Raw genomic sequence first — 13,142 nt, 5'->3', positions numbered from 1 at the left:
ATATATTGTTACACAATTCTGTTTCAATAGTCTTATAAATGCAATAGTAATGGATATACAAATAATAAAAGAAAGGTATCAAAGTATGTCAAATGATGAGTTGTTGAGAATAATAACTCAGGATGCGAAAGGGCTTACCCCTGAAGCTATTGAAATAATACATCATGAACTGGATAAGCGGGGTATTGATAAAACAATAACGAAAGCTATTACTCAACAAAACTATAGTAGAGCAGAATTATTGAAGTTTTGCGATATTTTAAGTCATACAACATGTCCTATATGTGAGGAATCAGTAACGCCCCTCAAGGCAGCATTAGTAGCTACAACTATTGGTCTTTTGGTGGTCACCTATCATAAAACATACCTAAAAGTAGGCTGTGAGAAATGTTTAAATAGGGAAACGAATATTGCAATTGTAACATCTCTATTGATGGGTTGGTGGAGTAGGAGAGGTTTTATAAAAACTCCATTATCAATTGCTATTAACATAAAAAGCAAACGTTTTATAAAGCAAGAGGAGCATAATGATTACATGTTCATGTTTGTTGATCATTACATTCAACATATTGAAAAAGGTCAGCAAGATAAAAAGATACTTTCTGCTATTGCTGGAAAGAGGTTGATACAACATTATGGTGAAATATTGGAGGAGGAGAAAGAGAATTAATTACATCTTATTGCACATAAAGAGCTAAACGCTTGTTACAAGTAATTGTAATAAGTGCTGCTATTGTAAATAATGACATATTACCTACAAAGGTAGCATAGCTTAGGAAACGTTATCCTTGTTTTATGCATTTTCAAGAATATCAATATCTATCTTCTTCATTTTTAGCATGGCTTGTGTAGCACGTTGTGCTTTGTCTGCATCGGGGTGATTTAGTAGTTCCATTAATCTATCAGGTATTATCTGCCATGATAAACCAAATTTGTCTTTCAGCCAACCACACATGCTTTCCTCGCCGCCATCTGCGGTTAGTGCATCCCAATAGTAATCTACTTCTTCTTGGTCTTTACAATGCACAACAAATGATACCGCTTCGTTGAATTTAAACATTGGACCTCCATTAATAACGCCGTATTCCTGACCAAAAAGAGTAAAACTACCAGTAAATAGTGGCCCATCTGGTGTACGTCTATTTATGTTGTTTATACTGGCATCTTTAAATGTTTTGATATAGAAGTTAATCGCCTCTTCGGCATTATTATCAAACCAAAGGAAAGGAGTTATTTTTTGCATAGTGTTTCGCTTTAATAGCTACAAACTTAGCTGCTTTTTGTACTAATGCTAGGGCTTGTTTGCGACATTAATAAGGGGCGATGTATCTGAAATAAAAAGCAAGTAATGAGAAAACCCACTACTTGCTAACTATTATCTATAATTGATTAGTGCCTTACAGGTCTTTCTTTGCAAGGTAGAAGTCCACCATCTCATAATCACTCTGTTCCCTTTCTTCCATTGCAGTAACGGTTTTTGGTGGAGGTACTATCACCTTGTCACCTTTTTTCCAGTTGAGCGGCATAGCTACTTTGTTCTCGTCACTTGTTTGTAATGCTGCTAAAACTCTTTTTATCTCATCCATGTTTCTACCTACGTTAAGCGGGTAATACATGATCAGTCTTATCTTTCCGGTAGGATCAATAAAAAACACAGCTCTTACAGCAGCCGTTTCACTTTCACCGGGCTGCAGCATACCATATAGTTTAGCCACTTTCATGTCAATATCTGCAATGATGGGAAACTTCATTAGTATGCCCATGTTCTTCTTCACGTTATTTACCCATGCTATATGAGAGTGTATACTGTCTATACTCAATCCCATTAGCTTTGTGTTTTGCTGCTTAAAGTATTCTTCTTCAGTAGCAAATGCAGACATCTCCGTTGTGCAGACAGGGGTGAAATCAGCGGGGTGAGAGAAAAGCAGTACCCAGCTATCTTTGTTGTAGTCGCTAAACTTTAAATTTCCAATAGTGGTTACGGCTTCAAAGTCTGGTGCCATGTCTCCTATGCGTGGCATGGTCATTATGTTTTCTGTTTCTGTATTCATTTTGTTGGTTTTTATTACTTAATAGTTTTTAGTCATTATATACTATGCTGCTGTTATCAGAAGCAATATTTAAAATTAGGTATAAGCGTTTATGAAAAATGTGACTAAAGTCACATTAGCAACTGATTTTTAACAGAACTGTAGGGCAATTTAAAGCGCCACCCTTTTAGGTGGCGCTTTGTATATGTTAAGCGTTATTTATTTTTTAGGAGGTTCAATATTTGATCCTGAAGCACACTGCCAGTAATTAATATTCTTTTTAGTAGGGCAGGGATGTCCTGGGCCACCACAAGTCATCACCTGTATCGATATGTTTTGAGGTAATTGATTATTAAAAACAGAAGTAGGAATGCGGATAATGCCTACAGTGTCTTTGCCCGAATATTGTGTGCCTGCTTGATAGTACACAAATGTATCAGGTGGTATTGTAAAGCCACTACCACTACCCATAAAGAAATAGTTGGCTGTAGAAGGCTGGTTTGATGGTACTGTCCATTTTACGGTGTCAACATAATAATTGCCTTTTTTACTAAAGCCTCCATTATAAGTAGCCACAACAGGATATACAGGACTGTCGATACTTGGCATAAGATTATAGCTTACCGATTTTTGCCATTGTTGCCAGTTGCTACTGGTAGGGCATGGCGTGTTAGGGCCACCACAACTATTTACCGTCATTGGTATCATTGGGTTTGAGCAATTGCCGAATAAAGAGTCAGGTATAGCTACCCAGCCTATAGTGTCTGTTGAGGAAAAGAAATTCCCATACTGGAAAGAAAGGAATTGCTCAGGCGTTATGGTAAAGCCAGGACCAGCACCCATAAAAAAATATTGGGCATTGCTAGGCTGGTTGTTAGGCACTTTCCATCTTAGCGTGTCAATATATTGGTTGCCGATATGAACAAAGCCACTATTATATATAAGTGTATCGGCATAGACAGGTAGTAGGCTACTATGTTTAGGTATTTTGATATTACCCATGTCGCATAATGTAAGGGTAATGGTATCAGAGTTATCACTACTTATTAAAGTGCCACTTTGCCCAAGTACATCGTCAAAAGCAAATGCATATATCTGTGGTATTGCTTTGTGCAATGCCTTAGTATATAAGTTATACCAAGGTCCGGTAATCTTAGGTGCTTTTAGTTGTTTGTTATACTTGTAGTAAGGGTATTTAGTAGTGTCATTAATATAAGAGTCATCGATCAGCATACTGTCAGGAGCGGGTAGTAGCCCAACCGTAAAGGCAGCAGTTATGTTTTTTACTATGATACTAATCACCATTTTGTTAGTAGTTAAGAATGGAGAAGTGCCCGGAGCAAAAAAGTTGAATGAGGTGGCTTGATTCATGTTTATACTCACTACGATGGGCTTCCCTTTTTTAGGCTTGTTAGTAAACACCCACAATCCCTTTTTTATTTTTTTGCTGGTAAACATATATGCTCCGGGATCCTCTTGGGGTTTGGTATGGTAGGTATCAAATATTTGCCCACCTGTATCTCTCAGCTCATCGCAATTGATCTTTAAAATATTTGATTCATAGTATTTTGTCAGACTGTCGATGTAATTATATGTATTGCCCGTTAGGTAGCTTGTGTCAAAATTAGGAGACATGTATGGAGCGTCGATACGTAGAACTGTATTGGAATCTGTTATCTCTAAAGCCCTCCATTTTTTGTTTTTATTGCTATCCAGTACGCCAATAATTGTTTTTAAAAGATCTGGTCTATTAGCATTTGGTGGTGGTCCGCTAGAATCGTTAGAACTTTTAAGCCCTATAGGTATAGCAAAAAAGTCTACCGCGGTAGGGTCTATATACATAGTGTTCTTAAGGTTGTATGTAAACTCGAACTTGTCGTAAATAATGTCATAGTTTACATCTGTAATATTGCTTGCGCTTGGTGCTTGCAGACTCCAAGAAGAGTCTACCGTAGATTGTACTGGAGGCATGTACAAGGGGTAGTTTAGAGAAACCATACACCGACCGCTAATGGTATTGGGGATGAGTACAGTTACTGACTTAGTTTTTTTGTTGAAGCCTTTAAGCTTATCTAAACGGTAAGTGTATTTAGACGAATTCGTGTTTTGGTCGATCTTTACCAAGCTGCCCTTGTACAATTTGCTAGTGCTGTCATAAGTGAGTTCTAAAACGCAATGGTTGGCAGCTGTGGTAGTGTCTTGAGCCAAGAAGATCATATAGGCGTGTATGCCGCCCTTTGTGTTTCCGGTGTAGTCTACAATTTTTAAAGGGTAATACTTTGCTTGTGCCTGTAGGCAAAATAAAAAAAGGTACAATAATGCAGCGAATATGCTTTTGCTATTCAGTTTCATGGTGCTTGGTTTTAAGTGTTACAATAAATGATAGTGTATTGTAGGTAGGTGTAAAATTAATTCATAATACTTGCAAAGTGATATAGTATCAATTGAATACATGACATCTGTCATATATGGTTATTGTTAATAGTCGTATTTTTAGTTTCAGAGACTCATGGAAATAATAGAATATATTCAGAACTGGCTAGATGCACACCCAGCCACGTGGAGTATTATCAAATACCTTTTGTGGGTAGGGTTAATTATTGTAGCTATATCTGTAATTAGAAAAATGCTTAAAAAAGCATTGCCTGATACTTCTGTTAGGTACAAGTCGCAAAAGGCGGTAGAGATATTAGGCTACCTACTTATCATTCTGCTCACTATTACCTACTTCACAGGCAAGATAGGAGACCTGACGCTTGCAATAGGTTTGCTTACTGCAGGTATTACCATTACCCTGCAAGAATTGATATTAAGTATTGCGGGTTCGTTCTATATCTTTTTAGTAAAGGTGTATAAGCCGGGAGATAGAATAGAGATAAACGGTATAAAAGGTGATGTAATAGATATCGATAGTATCTACACAACCATGATGGAAATTGGAGAATGGGTAAGTAGTGATAACTATAGTGGTAGGATAGTAAAGTTGAGCAATGCCTTTGTTTTTAAAGGCCCCATTTATAACTATTCTCAAGATTTTCCTTTTGTTTGGGATGAGTTCGATCTTCCTATAAGATATGGCTCGGATATGGAAAAGGCCAAGTCTATTGTTATTAGCATAGCTTCAGAACTGTTGTCAGAATATGTGGAGCAATCGGTAGCCAACTGGAAGACTGTAGTAGAGAAGTACTATATAGAAGATGCGAACGTTGCCCCTACATTGGCAATTACCATGACAGATAATTGGATGCAATTCAACCTTCGTTATATAGTAGATTATAAAAAAAGAAGATGGGTAAAGCATGAGCTGAACGAAAGGATAGGCGCGGCTATACAGGCTACTAATGGGGTAGTTCACCTAGCATCTGCAACAGTTGAAATAGTAAGGATACCTACAGTAGACCTTAAAGGGGACAAGTAAGCTTTTATTTGCATATATATGCGGTAATTTTTAACTTGTATGTCTGCACACATTGTTACAATGCAAACAACACAACAAATATCTGTTACCCAACAAGTGGTAGACTTGCTGAACCGAGGCAGAAAGCGAGAGCAAATTGTAGAAGAGCTTTTGGCTGAAGGGCATGAAGCATATTTTATAAAGAACCTCGTAGAAGAAACGTATCAAATGCGTACTGCTAAGCTCCGTTCACAAGGCTTGATCTTGATATTGATAGGAGCTGTTATTTGTTTACTCAGTTGCATCCTTACCATTACCACAACATCCAGCCTTTCTCTTGTGCTTTTTGGTTTAACTACAGTAGGTATTCTTTTTGTGTTTGGGGGGCTAGTCAAAATATTTGGCTAAGTACCTTACAATTGCTTAACTTGACGTGTTTTATTAATCATTTATCTTCGCCGTTCAATCATAGAATAGCCACTTAATGAATAGATACTCCCATTTTCTATTATGCTTGTTGGCAGTCATTTTAGTAGCCCCAGCTACTGCACAAGAAGAAAAGAAAAAGGACCACACTCAGCGTAACAGACTGATTTTGGTAGGTACACTACATGCCGCCTCTATGGGCTTTACGTTTTATGGATTGAATAAAGCTTGGTATGAAGATTACCCGCGTAGTAGTTTTCATACGCGCAACGATATTGGGGTATGGAATCAAGTAGACAAGCTAGGGCATGCTTATAGTGGCTATGCAGTAGCGGGCATTCTTACTGATGTTTATAGTTGGACAGGTGTCAGAAAGAAAAAAGCTGTATTGATAGGGTCAACAAGTAGTTTAGCCTTTCTTTCTATCATAGAGTTTTTAGATGGTCATTCGTCGGAATGGGGTTTTAGCTATGGTGATATGGGGGCAAATGTAGCTGGTGTTGCTTTGTTTGCTGGTCAGGAGCTGTTATGGAAAGAACAACGGATACAATTTAAGTTTAGCTATCATAACAAAAGCTATGACCCTACCTACCAGTACGTAACCCGACAGCGTTTTGGGAAAGGACAGGGAGAGCGCATCCTTAAAGACTATAACGCACAAACTTATTGGCTATCCGTCGGGGTACATCAGTTTGGTGTATCGTGGTGGCCCAAATGGTTGAACGTGGCACTAGGTTATGGTGCCAACCAAATGTATGGCGCGTACAATAACTCTTGGACAGATGAGAATGGTGTTGGTGTAAATGCAAATAATATTCCTCGCGAACGCCAGTTTTATATTTCTCCTGATATCAACTTGTCGGTTATCAATACCAAGAGCGGGCTTTTGAACGCAATATTTGACAGGTTGTATATAAAGATACCATCACCGGCATTAGAGATCAATACCGAGACGGGTTTGCATTTTCATCCTATTTATTTTTAGAAGGAATACGCTTAGGGTTCTGTAGTTCATAGTAGCCTATCGTCTAGATGGTTTAAAGTCTTATTTTTATACAATGAGATACGGATTCTTATTAACAGTATTACTATTGGCCGCTTGTAGCGCTCCCGAGTCTAGCAAGCCAAAAGCAAAAGGAGGCTATGTAATAGCACTGGATGATATGAAAAAGATAGAAGTAGGGAATGGAGAAACAGTATATCAAGCTGAAGGGAAGAATAATAATATGACATCCATGTCTTTTGTGATCACAGAAACACAAAAGGGAGGAGGCCCGCCATTACACGTGCACCCTGTAGAGGAAGCGCATGTGGTACTCAATGGTACTGTTACTTACCATATTGCGGATACAGAGTTTACCGTTACAGCACCATATATTGTAAGAATACCTGCCAACACACCGCATACATTTATCAATGCAGGAGATACGGTACTTAATCTTATTGGTGTATTTGGTCAGGATAATTTTGGTCCTTATCAGCCGATAGCAGATAATCCATTGATTCAGTAATACGACACTTTATCAATTTATTCACAATACTATTCGTTATTCATTTTATAATTATTCTACCTTCGGTGTAGAACTAAACATCTAGAGTATGAGAAAGCCATTATTAGCAGTGCTTGCTTTGGGCTTGTTGACCTCAGGTTGCGTAAGCACTAAAAAATACAAAGACCTACAATCGCGCTACAGCAAATTACAACAAACATCCAACGCAAATACTGCGGAATGGACAAGTAAAAACCAAGACTGTGAAAGGAACTTATCTGCATCCAGAGAAAGGGTGACAGGATTGGAAGAGCAACTGGCTTCAGAAAGAAGAAATGCAGCATCGTTACAAAATGCTTTAGATAAATGTTTGACCTCTACTAATCAAGGAAGCGTGAACATTGCTAAACTGGTAGATGAGATAAAAGCGTCTAATGAATACATACAACACTTGGTCAATTTAAAGAACAAGAGCGACTCACTTAATGTAGTATTGACCAATAACTTGACCCGCTCTCTAAGTAGAGAAGAGTTAAAGGATGTAGATATAAAAGTGCTAAAGGGAGTAGTGTATATCTCTTTGTCTGATAATATGCTGTATAAATCAGGTAGTTATAATATTTCTACTCGTGCAGGAGAGACATTGAGCAAGATCGCAAAGATCATCAAAGATTACAAAGACTATGAAGTACTAGTTGAAGGTAATACAGATAATGTTCCTATTACAAGAGAGAATATTAGAAACAACTGGGACTTGAGTGCGTTACGTGCTTCATCGGTAGTACAGGCATTGCAAAACGAATATGGTGTAGACCCTAAACGCATGACAGCTGGTGGGCGAGGTGAGTATAATCCCGTTGCCGATAATGATACAGAAATGGGCAAGACTAAGAATAGAAGAACCGAGATTATCATTACACCTAAGCTAGATCAGTTCATGGATTTGATAGAGAAGGGACCAGAAGGAGAGTAATGAATGATGCGATGAATGTTATTTCTAAAAATTTGGTGCTTTCAGGTATTGGGGTTGAACTTCAACCCATGCTAGAAGAACATATACCAATGCTATTGACGGTAGCATCTGAAAAGCGTATATGGGAACATTATCCTTTTGATGGTTCTATAGCTGCTAGGTTGGATAAAGAGTTAAAGAAGTCATTAGCTAAAAAAGAAAAACTAAAGCAATTTCCTTTTATTATAAAGAAAAAAGCAGAAGAAAAAATTATAGGGAGTACCAGGTTCTTGAATATAGATCTAGAAAATCGGAATGTTGAGATAGGGTTTACATGGTTACATCCAGACTATTGGGCAACCGGAGTAAATACTGAGTGTAAGTTATTATTAATGACTTATTGTTTTGAAGAGTTAGACCTAGAAAGAGTACAGTACAAAACAGACGAATTAAATATTCGTTCCCGAAAAGCTATAGAAAAATTAGGGGGACAGTTTGAAGGAATACATAGAAATGATAGACTTCGCGATAATGGGACTTATAGATCTTCTGCGTTTTATAGTATTCTAAAGTCTGAATGGGAAAGCATAAAGCAGCAATTAATGGAAAGAGTAAAACAATATTAATCCTTCTCTCAAAATCAATATTGTTACAACGATAAACATATAAGGAAAAAACGCCAATAATCAAAATTCTTTTTGCCTATCATTCAACACTTATAAAATAACTGAACTTAAACGCTCTTTGCTGACCTTTGTACCTACAATGTATAGCAAAAAGCATTTAACTGTTATAGGGTCTGGCTTTTCAGGTTTGGCATCAGCATGTTATGCTGCCAAGCATGGCTATGCAGTGTCGGTATATGAAAAAAATGATACTATAGGTGGTAGAGCTAGGTGTTTTGAAGAGCAAGGGTTTGTGTTTGATATGGGGCCTAGCTGGTATTGGATGCCTGATGTGTTTGAGCGATTCTTTAGTGATTTTGGCAAAAAGGTGAGTGATTATTACGACCTGGTAAAGCTAGACCCTGGTTTTCAAATCTTCTTCAAGGAGCAAGAACCTCTTGCCATACCCGCCAGCATAGAAGAACTATACAATACATTTGAGCAGATAGAGCAGGGCGCTGCTAAGCAATTACAACGTTTTTTGAAAGATGCGGCTTATAAATATCAAGTAGGCATGCAGGACTTGGTGCACAAGCCAGGCTTATCTATTACTGAGTTTATGAATATGGATGTGCTACGAGGGGTGGCTAAAACTCATTTATTCCGCTCTGTAAAGAAACATGTAGCCCAATATTTTAAGGACGAGCGTTTGGTTCAGCTGATGGAGTTCCCTATTCTATTTCTGGGTGCAATGGCAAAAGATATTCCTGCTTTATACACATTGATGAACCATGCCGCTTTATCGCAAGGTACATGGTACCCTATGGGTGGCATGCATAAAATTGTTGAAGCGATGGAGTCTTTGGCTCGCGAACTGGGTGTTGAATTTCATACCAATGCCGAGGTGACAAGAATAGATGTAGAAAAAAATGCTGCTAAAAGTATTATAGTAAATGGTAGCCGTGTAGAGACAGACTATATCATAGCATCGGGTGATTATAGCTTTGTAGAGCAGCACCTGCTGCAACAGCAACACAGAAACTATACGAAAGCGTATTGGGATAAGAAGACATTTGCCCCATCTAGTTTGATCTATTATGTAGGCGTCAACAAAAAGGTAAAGAACCTACAACACCACAACCTATTCTTCGATGCTGATTTTGATGGTCATGCCAAGGAGATATATGAAACAAAAGAGTGGCCAAAACGTCCGCTGTTTTATGTTTGTTGCCCCTCAAAAACAGATAGTAGTGTAGCACCAGAAGGGCATGAAAACTTGTTTATACTCATACCTATAGCACCGGGTATAGAGGATACGGAAGCAATAAGGGAACGGTATTTTCCACAGGTAATAAAAAGAATTGAAGAGCATTGTGGTGATGAAATAGCAGCACATGTAATCTATAAAAAGAGTTATTGCGTAAATGATTTTGTGAAAGACTATCATGCTTATAAGGGTAATGCCTATGGTTTAGCTAATACGCTAAAGCAAACAGCCATACTCAAACCATCCATCAGAAATAAAAAAGTGAAGAACCTGATATATACAGGTCAGCTAACAGTGCCAGGACCAGGAGTGCCACCGTCGCTTATATCTGGGAAATTGGCTTACGAGCAGCTGGCTAAATAATAACAAAACAATACTCAATATATGAAGCATTTGTTTGACAAGGTATCTGAGACAACAAGTAGAGTTACTACCAGAACGTATAGCACTAGCTTTTCGCTAGGGATACTATGCCTTAACAAAAGGTTAAGGTCGGCGATATACAATATATACGGCTACGTGCGTTTTGCTGATGAAATTGTAGATACTTTTCATGATTATGATAAAGAAACGTTATTACAAGAATTTAAAGAAGAGACCTACAAAGCAATAGAAAGAGGTATTAGCCTCAATCCTATATTGAACAGCTTTCAACAAACGGTGAATCAATATGGTATTGAGCAAGAACTAATTGACTGTTTTCTAAATAGTATGGAAACCGATTTGGGGAAAGCAGACCATGATACCCTTTCATACGAGGAGTATATTTTGGGCTCTGCAGAAGTGGTAGGTTTGATGTGCTTGCATGTTTTTACAGAGGGAGATAAGGCATTGTATCAAAAGCTAAAACCATCTGCCATGAAGCTTGGCGCAGCCTTCCAGAAAGTAAACTTTCTGCGCGATATGAAGGATGACTATCAAGCATTGGGCAGAACCTATTTCCCGGGAGTAGATATGAAAGAGTTTACCAGAACGGACAAAATAAAAATAGAGTATGAGATAGAACGAGATTTTGCAGCGGCGCTAGAAGGGATTAAGCAATTACCTGAAAGCTCAAGATTTGGCGTATACGTTGCTTATGTCTACTACAAGCGTTTGTTTGCAAAAATAAAATCAATGCCATCAGACCATGTGCTAGAAACCAGAGTAAGGATACCTAACCATCATAAATTAGGTCTATTATTTACATCTTATTTCAAACATAGCTTAAGACTAATATAATGACTTGGATATACATACTCGTAACGATAACGGCAGCCGTGTCTATGGAAGGAGTAGCATGGTTGGCACACAAATACCTAATGCATGGTTCTTTATGGAATCTGCATGCAGACCATCATAAAAAGACCTCAAGTTCGTTTTTCGAAAAAAATGATTACTTCTTTCTAATATTTGCATTGCCCGGTATTGCACTGATGGCTGTTGGCACTTTTGTGCCATCGCTTACAATTCTACTATTTGCAGGTATAGGTATCACGATATATGGGTTCACCTACTTTTTTGTGCATGATATTTTTATTCATCAACGGTTTAAAATACTAAGGCATACAGATAATTTTTATTTCCGTGCTATAAGAAGGGCTCATAAAATGCACCATAAACATTTGGGTAAAGAAGACGGTGAGTGTTTTGGCATGTTGTGGGTGCCCATGAAATATTTTAAAGAAGAGCTTAGAAAAGATAAAGCTATTGGATAAACAATATATATACCTACTTATTGATTTGATGTGCATCATCGTTCCATTGATAGCATCATTTCATCCAAAATCTCCTTTTTATAAGGAGTGGAGGTGGTTTGTACCAGCTAATATTGCTGTTGCTGTATTGTTTTTAATATGGGATGCTGCTTTTACCCGAATGGGTATTTGGGGCTTTAATGATGATTACATTATGGGTATAAGATTAGGAAATCTGCCGCTAGAAGAGGTCTTGTTCTTTATATGCATCCCTTACGCATGCACCTACACCTATTATGTATTGAGTAAGTATATAAAATTTTCTTTTGCAAAAGTAGCAAGACAAAGAACCTATCTGCTAGTAGGAGTATTATTACTATTAGTGATATTTAATTACGAGCGCCTGTACACTGCTATCACTTTTTTCTCTTTAAGTGTATTCTTAGTGTTGTTAATGAGACAAAAAGTAAATTATATAGATCGCTTTTATATCACGTACTTAATTATCCTTGTACCATTTTTTCTGTCTAACGGTTTGCTTACCGGTAGTTGGTTGTCTAGTCCTATCGTGTGGTATGACGATAACCATAATTTAGAGATAAGACTTTTTACAATACCTGTAGAAGATACTATGTACGCATTGCTCATGCTGCTAATGAATGTGTCTGGGTACGAATGGTTGAAAAGTAAATCAGTGTCGAAAACAATAAGTGTTAACAATGTAAAACTTGAAGAAGCATGATAATAAGTAGAGAAGAAAAGGTGATATGTGTAAACGAGCAAGATGAATACTTAGGTCTTGCTAATAAGATGCAAGCACATATTGATGGTACATTGCATAGAGCATTTTCTGTATTCATTATGAATGATAGTGGTGAGATGCTGTTGCAGCAGAGAGCAAAGAATAAATATCACTCTCCGGGTTTATGGAGTAATGCTTGTTGTTCGCACCCACGCTTTGGTGAAAGTACCACTGCAGCAGCCCACCGAAGAATGAGAGAAGAGATGGGGTTTGATTGTTCGATTGAGAAGATATTTACGTTTAGATATAAGGCTGAAGTAGGGCAGGGCTTAATAGAAAATGAGTACGACCATATTTACATCGGAAATTATAGTGGCGAAATCATACCCAATAAAGAGGAGGTGGCTAGTTATAAATACGTGGCTATTGACGACCTTTACGAGTGGATGAAAAAAGAACCTCAATTATTCACAGCTTGGTTCAAAATGGTGTTACCTGAATTTATTGAGAATCGACTAGTCGTTTCGTAGCACGTGCAGACCGTGTTGTTTTATTAA

The 13,142-nt window shown here is 37.7% G+C and carries 15 protein-coding genes; 12 read left to right on the top strand and 3 right to left on the bottom strand.

Translation table 11 applies throughout. The features are described 5' to 3' along the window. The first annotated feature begins 49 nt into the window (after positions 1-49). Positions 50-670 carry a hypothetical protein gene (locus R2800_15395; GenBank protein MEZ5018444.1) on the top strand — a complete coding sequence of 207 codons (621 nt, stop codon included), beginning with the start codon at positions 50-52 and terminating at the stop codon, positions 668-670. A gap of 123 nt (positions 671-793) precedes the next feature. On the opposite strand, the gene R2800_15390 is transcribed toward R2800_15395, so the two are convergent. From R2800_15390 to R2800_15380, 3 genes are all read right to left on the bottom strand, one after another. Next, positions 794-1,243 (bottom strand): VOC family protein, encoded by a 450-nt coding sequence (locus tag R2800_15390; protein ID MEZ5018443.1) that lies wholly within the window; start codon positions 1,241-1,243, stop codon positions 794-796. Positions 1,244-1,397: 154 nt separating this feature from the next. Next, positions 1,398-2,051, bottom strand: coding sequence for a peroxiredoxin (locus R2800_15385; GenBank protein MEZ5018442.1), 654 nt, complete (start codon positions 2,049-2,051; stop codon positions 1,398-1,400). Positions 2,052-2,249: 198 nt separating this feature from the next. Then, the gene (locus R2800_15380) at positions 2,250-4,382 is read right to left on the bottom strand and encodes a beta-1,3-glucanase family protein (GenBank protein MEZ5018441.1); all 2,133 of its coding nucleotides are present in this window, start codon (positions 4,380-4,382) and stop codon (positions 2,250-2,252) included. A 157-nt stretch (positions 4,383-4,539) separates the two neighbouring features. Here R2800_15380 and R2800_15375 point away from each other — a divergent pair, with 157 nt between their 5' ends. From R2800_15375 to idi, 11 genes are all read left to right on the top strand, one after another. Then, a complete protein-coding gene (locus R2800_15375; protein ID MEZ5018440.1) occupies positions 4,540-5,448 on the top strand; it encodes a mechanosensitive ion channel in 909 nt (302 codons plus the stop codon). Between the two features lie 39 nt (positions 5,449-5,487). Further along, positions 5,488-5,835, top strand: a complete 348-nt coding sequence (locus R2800_15370; protein ID MEZ5018439.1) for a hypothetical protein — start codon at positions 5,488-5,490, stop codon at positions 5,833-5,835. 76 nt (positions 5,836-5,911) lie between these two features. Further along, complete coding sequence (locus R2800_15365; protein ID MEZ5018438.1) at positions 5,912-6,838, top strand: DUF2279 domain-containing protein; 927 nt, start codon at positions 5,912-5,914, stop codon at positions 6,836-6,838. A gap of 73 nt (positions 6,839-6,911) precedes the next feature. Next, the gene (locus R2800_15360) at positions 6,912-7,364 is read left to right on the top strand and encodes a cupin domain-containing protein (GenBank protein MEZ5018437.1); all 453 of its coding nucleotides are present in this window, start codon (positions 6,912-6,914) and stop codon (positions 7,362-7,364) included. An 88-nt stretch (positions 7,365-7,452) separates the two neighbouring features. Then, positions 7,453-8,316, top strand: a complete 864-nt coding sequence (locus tag R2800_15355; GenBank protein MEZ5018436.1) for an OmpA family protein — start codon at positions 7,453-7,455, stop codon at positions 8,314-8,316. Beyond that, positions 8,316-8,921, top strand: coding sequence for a GNAT family protein (locus R2800_15350; GenBank protein MEZ5018435.1), 606 nt, complete (start codon positions 8,316-8,318; stop codon positions 8,919-8,921). Before R2800_15355 ends, R2800_15350 begins: the two co-directional genes overlap by 1 nt. 139 nt (positions 8,922-9,060) lie before the next feature. Further along, entirely contained in the window at positions 9,061-10,530 is a 1,470-nt protein-coding gene (crtI, locus tag R2800_15345) for a phytoene desaturase family protein (GenBank protein MEZ5018434.1), read from the top strand. Positions 10,531-10,551: 21 nt separating this feature from the next. Then, on the top strand, positions 10,552-11,388 hold the full coding sequence (locus R2800_15340; GenBank protein MEZ5018433.1) for a phytoene/squalene synthase family protein: 837 nt from the start codon (positions 10,552-10,554) through the stop codon (positions 11,386-11,388). Then, a complete protein-coding gene (locus tag R2800_15335; protein MEZ5018432.1) occupies positions 11,388-11,864 on the top strand; it encodes a sterol desaturase family protein in 477 nt (158 codons plus the stop codon). Before R2800_15340 ends, R2800_15335 begins: the two co-directional genes overlap by 1 nt. Further along, positions 11,857-12,585 carry a lycopene cyclase domain-containing protein gene (locus tag R2800_15330; protein ID MEZ5018431.1) on the top strand — a complete coding sequence of 243 codons (729 nt, stop codon included), beginning with the start codon at positions 11,857-11,859 and terminating at the stop codon, positions 12,583-12,585. Before R2800_15335 ends, R2800_15330 begins: the two co-directional genes overlap by 8 nt. Then, a complete protein-coding gene (gene idi / locus R2800_15325; protein ID MEZ5018430.1) occupies positions 12,582-13,115 on the top strand; it encodes an isopentenyl-diphosphate Delta-isomerase in 534 nt (177 codons plus the stop codon). The genes R2800_15330 and idi overlap by 4 nt, the downstream gene beginning before the upstream one ends. The last annotated feature ends 27 nt before the right edge of the window (positions 13,116-13,142 follow it).

This window comes from Flavipsychrobacter sp., assembly GCA_041392855.1.
Taxonomy (GTDB): domain Bacteria; phylum Bacteroidota; class Bacteroidia; order Chitinophagales; family Chitinophagaceae; genus UBA5543.
The sequence above is the reverse complement of the archived record's forward strand: the minus strand, read 5'-3'. Positions and strand labels throughout refer to the sequence as shown.